Origin of the sequence: Halorubrum sp. C191, assembly GCF_002727095.1 — an archaeon.
Classification (GTDB): Archaea; Halobacteriota; Halobacteria; order Halobacteriales; family Haloferacaceae; genus Halorubrum; species Halorubrum ezzemoulense.
Genome location: NZ_NHNZ01000107.1, coordinates 1 through 15,791 on the forward strand (window position 1 = coordinate 1; position 15,791 = coordinate 15,791).

The window sequence follows — 15,791 nt, forward strand, 5'->3', positions numbered from 1 at the left end:
GTACTTATGGCCGTGAGTATCAAGACCCGCACGTTCGTCCTCCGAGAGATCGGCTTCACCCTGTGACGCACTCATATTCCAACAGCTAACGTGTATCCATTATAATCGTTCTTTCTGTCGCTAACACTCGTTATGAGATTGGCCATGATTGCTGTGCTGATCAGGTCGATCCACCGGAGTGAATCCCTCAATAGTCCCCGGCAGAGTCGAACACGTCGGTGAAGTCCTGAAGAATATCTTGTGACGGCTTTCCATCAGCACGAGATGGAATTGGATCCTCCCAGCATTCGACCTCGAGTGTTTGTGCATCCGATATCTGATGCGGATCAGTCGTCACGTTGAGAATTGCCGTGTGATAGATAGCAAGGAGTCGGTGATCATGGACACTCACGTGATCGATGCCAGCTCGATTCAGGACTGCTGGAATATCCGTGGGACTAGAGAGAGATACCGAGACGGTTGGAGAATCCGGGTCACCCATAACGATTCTCACATCAGACACATAAACTACCTGTGCTGGAGAGCCTCGAGGGACTCGCGTTGACCGTTAGGAGGGTGTTATAGAAGTCTTCTCACACCTACACAGGAATCGCTCAGTACAAGGCGCATACCTTACACAGAATCATCTCCAGACTTGAGTTAGGTTTAACGGCCAACACAGTGAACAATAGACATTCATCGACAGAGTGTCGGGGTAGTGAGGGATCAGGCGATACCATCGATCAAATGTGGGTGGTCGAATCTCATCCTCCCAGCACCCAAGTGTAGGGACACTTTGCTCGTTTTGAAACAGTACCTCGCTTCTTATTGAGAGTCAAAGCCACATGCTATACGCCCCCAGAATGATCGACGACATACTCGCGGTGCTGCTTGATATCGTCGTAGCATTTATTCCAGATAGCGTATGAAAAGTTCTTGCGTTCGTGATCGGGGCCACAGCGACAGTAGCCGGTGTGGTCATGATCGACGAATCGCTGTGGACAGGTGGGGCGTTGCTCACTGTCGGCGTGTTTTTGTTAACCGGCTCAGTAATCTCATGGTACCGATAACTGACACATACTCGCCGTGACCAGCAGGATCGCCATACCGACCGAGTTGTTCCGTGGCAACTTGATTATACTCCCATAGAACGTGTCTCATACGATAGTTCTCAACCAGAGTATTTTACAGACTGTTGAGGGAGTCCTATGACACCCTCCGCCGACGTCTACCTGAAACGCGCGGACACGCTCCCAACGGGGGCGTTCAAAGTCCGCGACGGAGTGACGGTCATCTCGCGGTTGGGAGAGGAGTTCCACGACCCCGACCTGATCGCCGCCAGCACGGGCAACCACGGGCAGTCGGTCGCCTACGCCGGCCGGGTGTTCGACGACGCCTGCGAGCGCGCCGAGGCGCTCGCAGCAGAACGGGGGTATCAGTACGTCCACTCCGCGAGCAAGCCAGCGCTGGTCGCCGGCGTCGGGACCGCGAGGCTGGAAGTCGTCGAGGAACTGCCGGGGGTTGACTACCTGTTCTCGCCCGTCGGCGGGGGGCGGGTGCGACGGGCTACTGTCTCACCGTCGGAGAACTCACCGACGCCGACGTGATCGGCGTCCAGTTGGCGGCCGCACCGGCGATACACCGGGCCTGGTCAGAGGGCCACCTCGACCCCACGACCGGATGGAAACGTTCGCTGAAGGCGTCGCGACGCGGGTGCCGTTCGCGGTGAAGGTGGGCGCACTCTGGGAGAGCCTCGACGAGTTCCGCCTCGTGAGCGAGACGGCGATTGAAATCGGCGTTCGGGAGCTGCTGACCGAGGCGGGGACCCCCGCGGAGGGCACCTCCGCGACGAGCCTCGCGGCGATGCGGGAGATGGAGGCGAAGATCCGTGTGAAGACGGACATGCTCCCCAGCACCGGCCGGAATGTCTCGCCGGGGAAGCTTCGAACGCTGCTCGCTGGCGAGTCGCTCGGGGAGTAGTTCGACTGCCGTCGCTCACTCCTCGGGGAGGATCTTCCCGGGGTTGAGCACGTTGTTTGGGTCGAGCGCGCGCTTGATCGCGCGCATGCTCTCTAAGCCGGCGTCGTCGTACTCCATGGTGAGGTAGTCGCGTTTCCCGAGGCCGACGCCGTGTTCGCCGGTGGCGGTGCCGCCGAGCTCGATGGCGCGCTCGACGAGCCGTTCGGAGATCTCTTCGCCGGTCGCGACCGACTCAGGGTCGTCGGGCTCGACCATGATGAAGTAGTGGACGTTGCCGTCGCCGGCGTGGCCGAAGCAGGCGACCGGGATCCCTTTTTCGGCTTCGAGCTGTTTGGCGTAATCGATGATCTCGGGGTAGCTGCTGATCGGGACGGTGATGTCGCCAGGGGTGAGCGGGGAGCGGTCCGGGTCGTACGGCTCGAACGCCTCCGCGAGCTCGCGGCGCGCCTCCCAGAGCGCTCGCATCTCGGCGTTATCGTCAGCGATCTCGAAGCGTGCGACGTCGTTGGCCTCGAACACCGCCCGGCAGAACCCGATCTCCTCCTCGACACTGTGATTGGCGTGGAACTCAAGGAACACCATCGGCGAGTCGGGGAGATCGGTGTCGAGGAACGCGTTCGACACCTCGGCGCTGAACGCGTCGATGAGCTCGATCTTCGCGACGTCGACGCCGGACTGGACGGCGTCGGCGACGGCGGCGGTGGCCGAGCCAAGGTCGTCAAAGATCGCCCGCCCGCCACGGATCTGCTCGGGCCGGCCCGTGAGTTCGATCGTGGCCCGGGTGACGACACCGAGGGTGCCCTCGCTGCCGATAACGAGCTCCTTGAGGTTGTAGCCGGCGGAGGTCTTGGCGGCCTTGCTCCCGACGGTGATCAGCTCGCCGGTCGGCAGGACGACTTCGAGTTCGAGGACCCAGTCGGCGACCTCGCCGTACTTCACGGTCTTCGTCCCGCTGGCGTCGTTGGCAATCATCCCGCCGATGGTCGAGATGTCGCTGGAGGCGGGGAGCGACGGGACGAAGAGGCCGTAGTCGGCGACAGCCTCGTTGAGGTCGTCGCCAAAGATGCCGGGCTGAACGTCGACCTGGAGGTCGTCGGGTCTGATATCGAGCACCGCGTCCATCTCGGAGAGATCGAGCGTGATGCCGCGCTCGACGGGGACAGCGTTGCCTTCGAGGCTGGTTCCGGCGGCGTAGGGGGTGACCGGAACCCCGTGTTCGTTCGCGGCCGTGAGCACCGCGGCGATGTCGGCCGTTGACTCCGGCCACACGACGACGTCCGGGGTGACGGCGTCTGCGTCGTCGGTCCCCCAGTCGGCCGCTCGCTGCTCGCGCTCTGCCGTGCCGTACGAGATTTGGTCGGCGTCGAGGATCCCCTCGACGAACTCGGTTGTAGGTGCCATGTGTTCGGGTGAATCGTTCGCCGCATCGGTGCGGCGGGTTCATTGGTTCTGGGAGGCCAGCGAAGGTAAAACCACCGAGCAGCCGCCCGCTCGCGTCGCGATCGAAGAATTAAAGACCCTTACCGCGGTGCACTTCGCCATGGTTAATGGTGACAAACAGGTAGACAGGCGCACGTTTCTACAGACGACCGCAGTCGCCGGGGGGACGTTCTCCGTCGCCGGCTGTATGGGTGGCGGGGGAAGTGATACGGCGGTTCTGGGCATGCTCCAGCCGTTCACGGGCGAGGTCGCCTGGGTCGGCGAGTCCAGCGAGGTGGCGATGAACATCGCCGTCGACCAGATCAACGAAGCCGGCGGGATGAACGGGACCGATATCGAGATCGTGACCGAGGACACGGAGGCGAACCAACAGACGGCGACCTCGGCGATCCGGAAGCTGATCGACTCCGACGGCGCCAGCGCGATCCTCGGCCCGACCTCATTCACGCTGCCCGCGGTGATGGACATCGCCCAGGAGAGTCAGGTGCCGATCATCTCGCCGACCGCGGGGACGAGTGTCCTCGACGACCGCGGCGGCAACTACATCTTCCGGACATCGGCGTCGGACTCGCTGGGCGGGAAGGCGATGGCACGGATCGCCCGGGACAACGGCTACGAGGAGATCGCGGTCATGTACGTCGACAACCAGGGAGGCCGGTCGTTCGGCCAGACAGTCATCGAGGGATTCGAGGCGCTGGGCGGCACCGTCACCACCGAGGTCGCGCTCACGCCGGGAAAGAGCTCGTACCGCTCCGAACTGACCGAAGCGTTCCAGGACGAGCCCGAGTTCGTCTCGCTGACCGCCGGCACCCAGACCGGCCAGATCATTCTGGACCAGTGGGACGAGCAGGGGCTAGGCGGCGTCTGGGGGCTGTCCAACGACATGCAGACCGACAGCTTCGCGGCCGACGTCGGCGCCCCGCTGGAGGACTCCTACGCGATCGGGCCGCTACCTGGCGGCGAGAAGTACGATGAGTTCGCCGCGGAGTACGAGTCCCGCGCAGGCGAGAGCCCGCAGCCGTTCACCCCGGAGGGGTACGACGCCGCGATGCTGGCCGCGCTCGCCGCCGAGGCCGCCGAGAGCAACAGCGGGAGCGACCTAGCGGGGGAGATCCCCGCCGTCTCGAAGGACGGTGAGACCGTGACCAGCTTCCAGGCCGGCGCGGACGCGCTCAACAACGGGACGAACATCGACTACGACGGCGCGAGCGGCCCCGTCGACATTACCAGCCAGGGGAACATCCGGTCCTCGTTCGCGGTGTTCCAGTCGACCGGAAGCGAATGGGAACAGGTGGGAGAGATCGCGGCAGACTCGCTCGACTTCTGATGCTCGAGCAGCTGTCGTTTATGACCAGCGTCGCCACGGTCGCGGGGATCTACGCCGTCCTCGCGCTCGGCCTGAACATCCATTGGGGGGAGACGGGCCTGCTCAACTTCGGGCATGTGGCGTTTTTCGCGGTCGGCGCGTACACGACTGCGATCCTGACCATCCCGTCGCCGACCGCGACGCAGGCGTACTCCTTCGGCTTCGGCCTGCCCGTCGTCGTCGGCATCGTCGGCGGCTGTATCGCTGCGGGGCTGGTCGCCGTCTTGCTTGGGATCCCCACGCTCCAGCTGGACGAGGAGTATCTTGCCATCGTGAGCATCGGGCTCGCAGAGATCCTCCGGCACGTGATGATGAACGAGAACTGGCTGACCGGCGGCGTCGCCGGGCTCTACGGGATCGACCGCCCCCTCAGGGGCGTGATCCCACCTGAGGCGTACGACTTCTTCTACCTCGCGCTCGTGGTGCTTGCGGTCGGGCTGTGTTACGCCTACTCGCGACGGCTGAAGCAGTCGCCGTTCGGCCGCGTGCTCCGGAGCATCCGGGACGACGAGGAGGCGTCGATCGCGCTCGGGAAGCACACGTTCCGCTACCGGATGCAGGCGTTCGTCGTCGGCGGCGTGATGGCCGGGCTCGCCGGCGCGCTGTGGGCTCACTACGCGACAGCGCTGACCCCGACCGCGTTCGGGGCGAACATCACGTTCCTGACCTGGGTCGGCCTCATCGTCGGCGGGAGTGGGAACGCCAAGGGCGCGATCTTGGGCGCCGGCCTCATCATCGCGTTCCGGGAGGCGACGCGGTATCTCCCCGACCTGTACGGGCTGGGCGACGTCATCCCGACGCTGCGGCTGATACTCGTCGGTGTGCTCGTGATCGTCACGATCCGCTACCGGCCCGACGGCCTGCTGCCGGAGCGTGACATCTCTTACGCGGAGTACTGTAAGCGCGTCGAGTACGGAGGTGAGTAGCCGGTGGCGTTCGATCCACAGTTCCTGGTCAACGGCGTCATCGTCGGGAGCACCATCGCGCTTGCCGCGATCGGGCTCACGCTCATCTTTGGCATCCTCGATTTCATCAACTTCGCTCACGGCGAGTATCTCACTCTCGGGGCGTATGCGGCGCTGGTCGCGAACGTCGCGCTTGGCCTCCCGTTCGTCGTCGCCGCTGTCGTGGCGATCCCAATCACGGTGGTGCTCGCGCTCGCCATCGACCGGGTGGTGTTCTACCCGCTCCGTCGGGAGGGCGCCGGCGCGCTCTCGCTGCTGATCACGAGCTTCGGGCTGAGCATCATCCTGCGCAACGCCGTCGAGATGGTCTGGTCGAGCGACCCGCGACGGTTCGACGTCGGCGGCGCCGAGGCGATGGCCATCGCGGGCGTGCGGATCACGACGGTCCAGATCGCGATCGTCGTCGTCTCGCTCGTGTTGATGATCGCCATCCACCTGCTGTTGACGCGGACGACCCTCGGCGTTACGATGCGGGCGACGGCGTCGAACCGCTCGCTCGCGCTCTCCTCAGGAGTGAACACCGAGCGGATCGTCACCTGGACGTGGGTCATCGGGGCAGGGCTGACCGCCATCGCGGGCGTGCTGATCGGCCTCAACACGGTTGTCCGGCCGTCGATGGGATTCGGCCTGCTGCTGGTGATGTTTGCCGCCGTGATCCTCGGCGGTATCGGCGACCCCTACGGTGCGATGCTCGGCGGGCTCTCGATCGGCATCGCCCAGGAGGTGAGCGTCGCGTTCATCTCGGCGTCGTACAAGCCGGCGGTCGCGTTCACGATCATGGTGGTGTTGCTGCTGTGGAAGCCCGAAGGGCTCCGTGGGGCTGACACATGAGCGACGACGGGCTGCTAGAGGTACGTGACCTCCACAAGTACTTCGGCGGGGTCACCGCCGTCGACGGGTTCGATATGACCGTCGAGCGGAACTCGATCACGGGGCTGATCGGCCCGAACGGCGCCGGGAAGACGACGGTGTTCCGGACCATCTCCGGGTTCCACGACCCGGACGGCGGCAAGGTCGTCTTCGACGGCGAGGAGATTACCGGCAAGCCGGTGTACGAGATCGTTGAGGCTGGCATCACGCGGACGTTCCAGGAGGCACGGACGTTTCCAGAGATGACCGTCTTCGAGAACCTCCTCGTGGGGAAGACAGGCCACCGCGGCGAGAAGCTGCTGCCCGCGACCGCGGGACCGAAGACGTACGCGGAGGACGAACGCGCCGCCGTCGAGCACGCCGATCAACTGCTCGGCTACATGGAACTGGCGGAGAAACGCGACCAGCGGGCCGACCAGCTGGCCGTCGGGGAGCGAAAGCTGCTCGAGATAGCGCGGGCGCTGATGACCAACCCCGACCTTATCCTGCTCGACGAGCCGATGGCGGGGCTGCCCAGCGACTTGACGACGGACATCGTCGACTACATCGAGCGTATCCGCGAGGAGCGCGATCAGACGTTCCTCATCGTCGAACACGACATGGACACTATCATGAACATCTGTGATTCGATCACCGTGATGGAGGCCGGCCAGACCATCGCGTCCGGGACGCCGGAGGAGGTCCGTAACGACGAGCGGGTCGTCGAGGCCTACCTCGGGGAGGAGTCGGCATGAGCGACCCGCTGCTCTCGCTGTCGGCGGTCACCGCGGGCTACGGCGACCTTTACGTGTTGGAGGACGTCTCGCTCCGCGTCGAGGAGGGCAATTTCGTCGCCATCGTCGGCCCGAACGGCGCCGGGAAGTCGACGCTGCTGCGGACCATCGTCGGCGGGACGACGCTCCACGACGGCACGATCCGGTACGGGAACGACGACATCTCCCGGACGCCTCGCCACGAGATCGTCGACGCCGGCGTCGGATACGTTCCCCAAGACGACGCCGTGTTCCCTGACCTCACTGTTCGTGAGAACCTTCGGATGGGCGGCTACACCGGGGACGGCGATGTCGACGCCCGGATTGGGGAGATATACGACCTGTTCCCCCGCTTGGAGGAGCGCCCCGACCAGGCGGCGAAGACGCTGTCAGGCGGGGAGAGCCGGATGCTCGCGATCGGGCGGGCGCTCATGCCCGGCCCAGATCTGCTGTTGATCGACGAGCCCTCGACGGGGCTCGCGCCCCAGATCGTCGACCGGATGTTCGAGCGGATCGATGAGATCCACACGGAGGGGACGACCGTCCTTCTCGTTGAGCAGGACGTCTCCGCCGTCGTCGATAGCTCCGAGCGCGTGTACACGCTCCGGAACGGGGAGATCGGGTTCGAGGGCTCCGTCGAGGAGTTCCAAGCGTCCGACGACGCCGAGAGCCTCGGCTGGTGATCGGTGGAAGGATATCGATCTCGCCCCGATGGCGTCGGCCACACCGGGGGTAGTTCGGAGGGCTGAGAATCGCCGGGGGAGGCGCTGGCTACCCGTCGACGATCAACTCTGCGACGTCGGTCGCCGTCTCGTTACTGGCCTCGCCGTACAGCGTGTACGGCTGGTCGGTTTCCCAGTACAGCAGCGTGAACGCCTCGTAGCTGGTGAGATAGCCCGCCAATCGCCGACGGCGACTTCCTCGTAGGTGTCGAGTTCGTCGTAGTTCTGCTCGCCGATCGACTCGGCCTGCGTGTTGACACTGATTGCCCGGTCGGCGTCATCATAGCGGAGCGTGACCGCGTAGTAGCTCTCGCCGTCGAGGATTGTTCCCTCCTCGAAGCTGAACCCGTTGCCGATCTCGGCGGCCGACACCGACGCGTTCGGGGCAGCGACAAGATTTTCGTAGCTTCCGTAGTCTGTGATCTCGGGGCCGAGGTTCGCCGTCGGATCGGTCGCGTTCGCGGGCACGTCGAGCTCGAACATCTAGTCGGGGATCGCCTCATTCAGCGTGACGTTCTCGAAGCGATCGCAGAGCTGTGGGTGTACTCCTCGGTCCGGATCTCGCTATCGATCCGAGCCTGGAAGTACGTCTCCGCGTCGACGTACACCGTCGTCGACATCTCGATGTCGCTCCGGTACTGCTCTGTCGGGGCCGCGTTCAGCACGTACTTCTCCCGGCCGTCGACGGTCCCGGTGCCGCGGTACTCGTAGCTGAGCAGCGACTCGTTGGCCAGCAGCTCGATCTGGGGGAGGAGCGTTTTCGCCCAGACTTCGTACTCCGAGACGTGGTTCTCCTCGGCGTTGTAGGTGACTGCTGTACTCTCGTTCACCACCGTCGTGACCGAGTCGCTTCCGTAGCAGTAGACTCGGTACTTCCCAACCGGCGTAATCAGCTGAATTGGATCGCCGAGTTGATGAAGAGAAAGTGTCTGGATCTGGATGTGTTCAAAATCGCCGACCTAGACATGTCTCTTTCGGCGTCGGACGTGAAAGACGTAGCGGAAGAAGTCATTACTCCCCTCCCGTTGCCGGGTGTCGAGGGGGCCCCCTCGGCCCCGGCGACATCTGGCTCGTCGTCATCCTAGCCTGTACTAACCAGAACTCGATTTGGGACACCTGCAACGATACCGACGGAACACCGTGTGATGACACCGTCTTAACCTGGCTACCATTCGTCTTTAGCTAAGACTGATAGTAATATTCAAATCTCAGAATATAACTAAGGGTGTTGGGAAGGACAATTCCAGCCGGTGAGACGCTGTTCATCGTGAAACCAGGCGATTAGAAACGCTAAGATTGGTGTTTTCAGCGTTTTGTCGAGGTGTACGAGCGAAATTCGACCGCAGATCACGGCTAGATAGTATTATTGTGAGTATTAGCTAAAGACGGATGGTGTAGGTGGTTTTCCAGTCACAGCGGCCACACCAGATGCGGTCAGAGCCGTTGAGAGCGTGGAGGTTGTCTGCGCCGCAGTGTGGACAGGAGCGTTCTTCCCAGATCGTCTTGAGACGCCGCTCGACGATGGCGTCGAGCGGCTCGGCCCGAAATTCTATTACCCCAAGTTCCGCAAGTTCTGATAGCCTCTGGCCGAAGGCAGGACGGTCTTCATACATACCCGTTTTTGCCGGGCCAGAGGCACTAATGCTCCTGGTTCCGCCAGTCTACTGAAGAGCGGTCGTCGTTGAGACACGCCCGAAGCGCGGCTTCGTCCACGCGGTAGCCGCGTTCCCCGCGCGAGTAGGTTCCGACTGCTGTGAGCACCTTGCGACCGTTCTGCTTCCACCACGTTTCTGCGTTCTGTCCATCGACCGCGTGCTCGTCGCCATGCTTGTCACCTCCACGTCGCGGATGTGGATCGCGACGGTGTCGCCGACCTCCGCGCCCTCGGCGCGGATCAGCCGCGTCACCTCGTGGCCGCCCCGAAACGACGGCGTGATCATCGGTCCCCAACAGCCCAGCGGCGTGTACGTCGTCACCGTGCCGCCGTCGGCGACTGTCCCGGCCCAATCCTGGTCGGGGCCGACGAGCCCGAGGGTGTACTAATTGACGTACAGCTCGTCCGTGATCTCCTGTTGTGACATACCGTGCGACGGTACAGCACGCTCTCGCATGACCGTAGCGCCCGCGACGGATTCGCTCTCGCCCCGCGGACCGAACTCGGGGGGGGGAGCGAAAAAAACGGCGCGACCCGCGGGTCGAACGAGCCGACGAAGGCCCCCGTCCCAGACCGCCGCCGCCCGGCGGGACAACGCATATGGCTCGCGGGCCCGTCCAGACGCCCGTGACCAACACGACATCTGACTCCGACGCGACGCCCGACACCGCATCGGCCGACGTAACACCCGACCCCGAGCGGCTCCGCGAGACGGTGCGCCGCTACTACGAGCGCGTCGATGCCGACGACTACGACGGCCTGCTCTCGCTTTTCGCCGACGACGTCGTCTACGACCGGCCGGGGCAGGATCCGATCGAAGGGAAAGACGACTTAGAGCGGTTCTACCGCGAGGACAGACCGCTGTCCGGCGGCGAACACGAGGTGCTCGCGATCGCGGTCGACGGTGACACGGCGGCGGTCCGCGGGACGTTCGGCGGGCGACAGGGCGGTGAGCTGGTCGCGTTCGGCTTCGCTGACTTTCACACGGTCGACGCCGACGGGCTGATTGCCCACCGCGTGACCTACACCGACCGCGACACGGTGTGACGCGTCCCGACCGACCGGCGGGGATCCGGTCCGGCCTGCTTGCGAGGGGCGAACACCGTGCCGCGACGCTCGGAGAGATTTACCTGCCCGTCTGAGACGTAGCGTATACAGACTCACATCGTCCCCGTCGGGTTCGATTACGACCGGATGATCGCCCCGCTCATCCGGGACCAGTTCGACGTCTTCCACGGACGCGAGTTCATTACGATCCGAGCCTATCATAGAAAGCCTCACGTGCGAAGCAGCAGGGGCTGGAGACTATGTCTACAACCTCCAAAGCCCTGCAGAACGAAGCTTCGGTCAATGAGTTCTTGAGACGACCGAGCTGACAACAATCGCCGTCGACGACCTCGTCGAGCTTCTCGATCGCCGGGAGGAGTATGCCGTCCCACCCGAGGAGATACTGGGGCTCTTGACACGCTCAGGAGCCTTCCAGGACGACAGGCTCGACCTCCTCGATGAGTACATCCAGGACCGTATCGATGCTGGAGAGACCCTGCTTGCGGTCATCCGAGCTCTCGAGCGTGCCGACGGAGCCGTAGAGACAGCGGAGGACGTCCGGTGGATCGTCGTGGGCATGGAGGACTCGAACGATATCCCAACCACCGAAGAGGTTCGATCCGCCCTCCAACTGCTCGCGCATCCCAGTGGTCCGATCCCTCGGAGATATTGTCCAACCACCGGGAAGAGAGGAGTAGATCACCGGCCTCCGCGACGGCACCTCGCTTGTCTCTGTCCTCACCCTCCGGCGCTTCGAGTGTTTCGAGCTGTACGCCGACAGCGATCGACGCTGAAATCCCAGCCGATCTCACACACACCACGTCTTCAAGTGTCTCCGATGACCAGATGTCGACCTTACACACCACCCGTTCAAGTGTTCAACTGAAGCGGTAGCGCGGAGTCCCCTTCCTCAAGGGGCGACCGGGGGAAGCGAGTAGGGAGGGGAGGAGCGCGTTTGTGTTGGTCGCAAACACCAATATATAAGTAGCCTATTGATCACATTGAACACGTGGCAGACGACTACGTGCGTCGGACGGCAATCACTCGTCTCGAAGTTACGGACGAGCAACGCGACCTCCTCGAAGAGACGATTTCCGAGTGGAAGCGTGGATGCCAACTCGCCACGGACATGGCGTGGGGCAAATACAACGCGAAAAGCGACGTACAGCCCCTCGCTTACGACGACGTGCGCGAACACACCGACCTCGGGAGTCAGCACGCGGTTCTTGCCACGCACCAAGCAGCTCAAGCCATCACCGGCTGTATCGAACGGAAGGCGAAGGACAAGAAGGTGAGTAAGCCCACCTTCACCGCACCCACGGTGAAATACGACACCCGAACCATGACTGTATTTGATGATGATACGGTGTCGCTCTCCACCACAGAGAGTCGCGTCCGGTGCGACCTCGCCCTCCCCGACGCCGACGATGGCTACCAACGGCAGTACCTCGACTCCGACAACTGGAGCGTCACGGAAAGCACACTCACCGCCCGTGACGGCGACTACTTCTTACACATCGGCTTCCGCCGACCCAAGACCGACACCGAACGGAACACCGCCGAGGACGGAACGGTCCTCGGGGTTGACCTCGGTATCGAAAACCTCGCCGTCACAAGCACCGCCTCCTTCTTCAGCGGGCGGGAGTTAACCCACAACCTCCGCGAGTTCGAGAAGGTACGCGCCGGACTCCAACAAACTGGGACGAGGAGTGCCCATCGGACGCTCGAACGATCGAGCGGCCGAGAACTTCGCTACGTCCGCGACGTACTTCACCGAGCATCCAACGCTATCGTCTCGGAAGCGCTCCGGTACGAGTGCGAGGTGATCGCGTTCGAGAACCTAACCAATATCCGTGACCGTACGGGAGCGTCGTGGGGACACAAGTGGGCGTTCCGAACGCTGTACGAACAGGTGGAATATAAAGCCGAAGCGGAAGGTATCACGGTGAAGCAAGTGGGGTCGGCATACACATCCCAACGGTGCGCCGAATGTGGATTCACGGCAGACGAGAATCGCCGAACTCGCAACGACTTTCGATGTGTGAAGTGTGAGTCGGAAGCGAACGCGGATTATAACGCGGCGAAGAACATCGGGACACGGTATGTCCGTCGAGGCCAACAGTCGTCTCGGCGGACGGGCGACAGTCAACTCGCCCTGAAGTCTGGAACTGTGACGCCAAGTGGCGGATTCACCGCCTACCCGGACGGGTTCGAGGCCGAGTTCATGGACAAGCCCCACCCTCAACGAGCGAAGTCAGTAGACTGAGCGAAGTAGGGTGGGGTAGTTGACTGTGCTACGCGTTCCGATCGATCCAGTCACAGAACTCGTCAAAGTCTTGCGCACCCGCTCCGTCGGCGATTTCACGGAGCGTCCCGGTTCGAAGCTCGTCGTGTAACGGAACAGTCACCTGGCGGCGATCATCTTCGTTCGTCGGATGCTCATAGTACAACTGTGCGTGGTCTCCGGCTGTCCGCCGCCATTCGAAGCCACCAGCATTGACGAGGACCTTGGCAATTTCGTGTCCTGAAAACGTCCGTCTTCCCATCTATTCGAGCACGTCCGGGGGGTGCTGTTCCCCGGTCGTGTTGTCCTCCGGATCGATACCTAACTCCTCGAGTTCTACATCCGTCGGTTCGTGTCCAATCTCTCCTCGATGGAGAGCCACTGCTTCATCGAGATTCTCCAACGCAACGGCGCGTGAGGTCCCCTGAGTCGTCACCCCCGTCTCGACGTCTTTGGCGACCCACCACCCATCTTCCCGCCAGAGACGGATCTCGTCCTCGTGGTCATCGCCCTCTCTCGTCGACGTGGCCATGCTCTATCTACGTGATGAAAGCCGAATAAGGGTTTGGGCGTTACCAAGCTACTTTTTCACGAGCCTGACGCTGCGCTACTGGCTATCCGTACCCATTTATTGGAGTTAGTTAACAATGAACCAGTCAAAAAGAGATCTGTATCAAAACTTGTCGAGAGTCATGTCTCCATCAATTCCGTCAAACAACTCTTGTAGGCGACTATCTCCTTGGAGTACATCACGCACGATGTCTGCACGAATTGAGAACTCGTACTCATAGTAACTCCCACCTTTCGGGCCTTTGTTTTGCTCGCGAACGTCAAGAAATCCTTTCAGCGTCAACTGGGACAAGCGGTTATGAATAGTGCGGTCGGTACGGACATCCGCGTCGATACGCTTTGCAGCCAACACATACCGCTCGTAGATCCGATTTCGCTTAGCTGGGAGCGCACTCTCCTGCTCGAGCAACAATAGTCCGTACAGTGTTAATTTTGACTGTGTGGGGAGTCGTCCTAGTTCCTCTCGCACTTTATCCCGCTCAACTGCTTCATCCGCACGACGAACATGCTTCTCAGTGATACAGTCACTTTCCTCGTCACGCGCCATATCACCGGCCTTGTACAACAGCTTCAGCGCTTGCCGGGCGCTCCCAGAATCTTGCGCCGCGAACGCTGCACATAACGGGATCACATCATCTTCAAGAATATCTGATGATAACTCGAACGCTCCATTATCAAGTTGCGATGCAGTCGTATCGTGGAATGCTTCGGATGCTCGTTGCTTCAAGATGTTCCCGAGTTCATTCGCATCATACGGTGGGAAATGAATCTCCTCGTCGCACAGGGAGTCTTTCACCCGTGCAGAAAGGTTATCTCGGAAAGTGAAATCGTTCGAGATCCCGATAACCCCGACAGACGTATCTCTGACATTCCCATTATCGTTAGCGCGAGGAAGTTTGTATAGGATGTCGTCATCATTTCCGATAGCATCGATCTCGTCTAAAACTACTAGGCAATGCGTAGCGTCGAGTTTTTCGAGTTCCTCGAATAGCATCGTGTATATCATCCCAGATGGGTATCCTGTCGGCTTGATCTGCTCCTCCGGCTCTCGAAACTCGTTTATCAGATTCGCAGCTACCTGGTAGCTCGAGTTCAGCGATTTACAATTCAATTCGGCAAAGTGTACATCAACGTCATCTAGATTCTGTTGATCCTCATCTAGCCGCTCAATAATCATTCGAGATGAGAGCGTCTTTCCCACGCCTGTCTGCCCATATAGAAACAGGTTTTTTGGTGGTGCTCCGTTGATCACGGGTTTCAGAGCCGACTGGTACTGCTTGAGTTCGTTATCTCGCTCGATTAACTGATCAGGCCGATACCCGTCTCGAAGCACTGCTTCATCAGCAAAAATTGTAGAATCGGGTTTGAACCGTTCCAGCCCCATTATTACTCGACTTGTAACCACGGCGTTACTTAAAACCACACCTTCATGAGTGTCATCAGTTTCATCTGTGTACACCATGCCTTCATGAGACATAGATACACCACACAGATACGGTGGTGTTCGCGAACAAAACCAGACAGAGATGACGAACCCCCTCCCCCCACTTTTCACGAGAGTTCCGCGGTAAAGACGGTGGGGGAGGGTCGAGATCACTTTGCTAATACGCAAACCTTTATGACATATCGCTCGGAACCATACCCGCACGGCTATTGTAGCGGTTAATTATGCTGTAGAAGAGTGCTAAGAGAGTAGCAGACATCGTTTCACTACCTCGTCTCTAACAGCAACTCTCGTGAAAAATGGGGGGTGGGGGTTGTAGACAGTACGACCACGTTGATATGTTCGTACAGAGAAACGAAAGCTGGAGCAACTCTCGTGAAAAGTGGGGTGGGTGGTAGCAGACAATCGTGTGCTTGGTGAACTGTAGCTCTCGATTTTAGTTGTGTGCTGAATATATTCGAGAACTCTCGTGAAAAGTGGGGGGTGGGGTAGTAATCAGGACAGACGGAACTCGCGAAACGACCTCTGTCACCCCACACCCAGACGATACTGGGGACCTTGGAAAGATCCTCTGAGGACAAGTTCGAGCTATCGCTCTTATGTAGAAACGCGGAAAGCCCGTATAATTACACTCAGACAGTTCTAATCTGGCAATATGCCTTCTGCTCAGCCAGCGTTCGGCGGGATGTTTCGGCAGCTGATCGAGCTAGGAGTCATA

General features: G+C 61.0%; 16 protein-coding genes and 3 pseudogenes. 10 read left to right on the forward strand and 9 right to left on the reverse strand.

What is annotated here, in order from left to right:
* The first annotated feature begins 1,187 nt into the window (after window positions 1-1,187).
* Both Z052_RS20495 and Z052_RS20500 read left to right on the forward strand, forming a co-directional pair.
* Window positions 1,188-1,586, forward strand: a complete 399-nt coding sequence (locus Z052_RS20495; RefSeq protein ID WP_199058258.1) for a pyridoxal-phosphate dependent enzyme — start codon at window positions 1,188-1,190, stop codon at window positions 1,584-1,586.
* A gap of 73 nt (window positions 1,587-1,659) precedes the next feature.
* On the forward strand, window positions 1,660-1,959 hold the full coding sequence (locus Z052_RS20500) for a hypothetical protein (RefSeq protein ID WP_199058260.1): 300 nt from the start codon (window positions 1,660-1,662) through the stop codon (window positions 1,957-1,959).
* A gap of 15 nt (window positions 1,960-1,974) precedes the next feature.
* On the opposite strand, the gene Z052_RS10570 is transcribed toward Z052_RS20500, so the two are convergent.
* Window positions 1,975-3,360 carry an FAD-binding oxidoreductase gene (locus tag Z052_RS10570; RefSeq protein WP_099289014.1) on the reverse strand — a complete coding sequence of 462 codons (1,386 nt, stop codon included), beginning with the start codon at window positions 3,358-3,360 and terminating at the stop codon, window positions 1,975-1,977.
* Window positions 3,361-3,499: 139 nt separating this feature from the next.
* On the opposite strand from Z052_RS10570, the gene Z052_RS10575 reads away from it, so the two are divergent.
* The 5 genes from Z052_RS10575 to Z052_RS10595 are packed head-to-tail and all read left to right on the forward strand — an operon-like array spanning window position 3,500 to window position 8,035.
* On the forward strand, window positions 3,500-4,726 hold the full coding sequence (locus Z052_RS10575; protein WP_158228682.1) for an ABC transporter substrate-binding protein: 1,227 nt from the start codon (window positions 3,500-3,502) through the stop codon (window positions 4,724-4,726).
* On the forward strand, window positions 4,726-5,691 hold the full coding sequence (locus tag Z052_RS10580; protein WP_158228683.1) for a branched-chain amino acid ABC transporter permease: 966 nt from the start codon (window positions 4,726-4,728) through the stop codon (window positions 5,689-5,691). Before Z052_RS10575 ends, Z052_RS10580 begins: the two co-directional genes overlap by 1 nt.
* Before the next feature lie 3 nt (window positions 5,692-5,694).
* On the forward strand, window positions 5,695-6,561 hold the full coding sequence (locus Z052_RS10585) for a branched-chain amino acid ABC transporter permease (RefSeq protein WP_094519356.1): 867 nt from the start codon (window positions 5,695-5,697) through the stop codon (window positions 6,559-6,561).
* Entirely contained in the window at window positions 6,558-7,334 is a 777-nt protein-coding gene (locus Z052_RS10590) for an ABC transporter ATP-binding protein (RefSeq protein WP_094519355.1), read from the forward strand. Before Z052_RS10585 ends, Z052_RS10590 begins: the two co-directional genes overlap by 4 nt.
* Complete coding sequence (locus Z052_RS10595; RefSeq protein WP_094519354.1) at window positions 7,331-8,035, forward strand: ABC transporter ATP-binding protein; 705 nt, start codon at window positions 7,331-7,333, stop codon at window positions 8,033-8,035. Before Z052_RS10590 ends, Z052_RS10595 begins: the two co-directional genes overlap by 4 nt.
* Window positions 8,036-8,137: 102 nt before the next feature.
* On the opposite strand, the gene Z052_RS19765 is transcribed toward Z052_RS10595, so the two are convergent.
* Entirely contained in the window at window positions 8,138-8,557 is a 420-nt protein-coding gene (locus tag Z052_RS19765; RefSeq protein WP_094519353.1) for a hypothetical protein, read from the reverse strand.
* Between the two features lie 20 nt (window positions 8,558-8,577).
* Window positions 8,578-8,904 carry a hypothetical protein gene (locus Z052_RS10600; RefSeq protein WP_144050018.1) on the reverse strand — a complete coding sequence of 109 codons (327 nt, stop codon included), beginning with the start codon at window positions 8,902-8,904 and terminating at the stop codon, window positions 8,578-8,580.
* Between the two features lie 111 nt (window positions 8,905-9,015).
* Here Z052_RS10600 and Z052_RS10605 point away from each other — a divergent pair.
* Window positions 9,016-9,242: pseudogene (locus Z052_RS10605) on the forward strand (ISH3 family transposase); the annotation flags it as partial.
* 223 nt (window positions 9,243-9,465) lie between these two features.
* On the opposite strand, the pseudogene Z052_RS10610 reads toward Z052_RS10605, so the two are convergent.
* Window positions 9,466-9,687 (reverse strand): annotated as a pseudogene (locus Z052_RS10610) (IS1595 family transposase); the annotation flags it as partial.
* Between the two features lie 189 nt (window positions 9,688-9,876).
* Window positions 9,877-10,155, reverse strand: a pseudogene (locus tag Z052_RS10615) (acetamidase/formamidase family protein); the annotation flags it as partial.
* Window positions 10,156-10,355: 200 nt separating this feature from the next.
* Between Z052_RS10615 and Z052_RS10620 the strand changes: the two are divergent.
* The gene (locus tag Z052_RS10620) at window positions 10,356-10,775 is read left to right on the forward strand and encodes a nuclear transport factor 2 family protein (protein WP_241897926.1); all 420 of its coding nucleotides are present in this window, start codon (window positions 10,356-10,358) and stop codon (window positions 10,773-10,775) included.
* Between the two features lie 421 nt (window positions 10,776-11,196).
* Here Z052_RS10620 and Z052_RS20505 read toward each other — a convergent pair whose 3' ends face one another.
* Window positions 11,197-11,418, reverse strand: a complete 222-nt coding sequence (locus Z052_RS20505; RefSeq protein ID WP_176450634.1) for a hypothetical protein — start codon at window positions 11,416-11,418, stop codon at window positions 11,197-11,199.
* A gap of 366 nt (window positions 11,419-11,784) precedes the next feature.
* On the opposite strand from Z052_RS20505, the gene Z052_RS10630 reads away from it, so the two are divergent.
* Window positions 11,785-13,041 (forward strand): RNA-guided endonuclease TnpB family protein, encoded by a 1,257-nt coding sequence (locus Z052_RS10630; RefSeq protein ID WP_099289016.1) that lies wholly within the window; start codon window positions 11,785-11,787, stop codon window positions 13,039-13,041.
* 28 nt (window positions 13,042-13,069) lie between these two features.
* Here the strand turns inward: Z052_RS10630 and Z052_RS10635 are convergent, their stop codons facing one another.
* From Z052_RS10635 to Z052_RS10645, 3 genes are all read right to left on the reverse strand, one after another.
* Complete coding sequence (locus tag Z052_RS10635) at window positions 13,070-13,321, reverse strand: type II toxin-antitoxin system HicA family toxin (protein WP_007992872.1); 252 nt, start codon at window positions 13,319-13,321, stop codon at window positions 13,070-13,072.
* Window positions 13,322-13,591 (reverse strand): hypothetical protein, encoded by a 270-nt coding sequence (locus Z052_RS10640; protein WP_007344139.1) that lies wholly within the window; start codon window positions 13,589-13,591, stop codon window positions 13,322-13,324.
* A 141-nt stretch (window positions 13,592-13,732) separates the two neighbouring features.
* Window positions 13,733-15,013, reverse strand: a complete 1,281-nt coding sequence (locus Z052_RS10645; protein ID WP_094579558.1) for a Cdc6/Cdc18 family protein — start codon at window positions 15,011-15,013, stop codon at window positions 13,733-13,735.
* Window positions 15,014-15,791 lie beyond the last annotated feature (778 nt).

Coding starts and splice junctions, on each gene's coding strand:
- Z052_RS20495 (WP_199058258.1), top strand. CDS start 1,188: ATGACACCCTCCGCCGACGTCTACCTGAAACGCGCGGACACGCTCCCA.
- Z052_RS20500 (WP_199058260.1), top strand. CDS start 1,660: ATGGAAACGTTCGCTGAAGGCGTCGCGACGCGGGTGCCGTTCGCGGTG.
- Z052_RS10570 (WP_099289014.1), bottom strand. CDS start 3,360: ATGGCACCTACAACCGAGTTCGTCGAGGGGATCCTCGACGCCGACCAA.
- Z052_RS10575 (WP_158228682.1), top strand. CDS start 3,500: ATGGTTAATGGTGACAAACAGGTAGACAGGCGCACGTTTCTACAGACG.
- Z052_RS10580 (WP_158228683.1), top strand. CDS start 4,726: ATGCTCGAGCAGCTGTCGTTTATGACCAGCGTCGCCACGGTCGCGGGG.
- Z052_RS10590 (WP_094519355.1), top strand. CDS start 6,558: ATGAGCGACGACGGGCTGCTAGAGGTACGTGACCTCCACAAGTACTTC.
- Z052_RS10595 (WP_094519354.1), top strand. CDS start 7,331: ATGAGCGACCCGCTGCTCTCGCTGTCGGCGGTCACCGCGGGCTACGGC.
- Z052_RS19765 (WP_094519353.1), bottom strand. CDS start 8,557: ATGTTCGAGCTCGACGTGCCCGCGAACGCGACCGATCCGACGGCGAAC.
- Z052_RS20505 (WP_176450634.1), bottom strand. CDS start 11,418: ATGCGCGAGCAGTTGGAGGGCGGATCGAACCTCTTCGGTGGTTGGGAT.
- Z052_RS10635 (WP_007992872.1), bottom strand. CDS start 13,321: ATGGGAAGACGGACGTTTTCAGGACACGAAATTGCCAAGGTCCTCGTC.
- Z052_RS10640 (WP_007344139.1), bottom strand. CDS start 13,591: ATGGCCACGTCGACGAGAGAGGGCGATGACCACGAGGACGAGATCCGT.
- Z052_RS10645 (WP_094579558.1), bottom strand. CDS start 15,013: ATGGGGCTGGAACGGTTCAAACCCGATTCTACAATTTTTGCTGATGAA.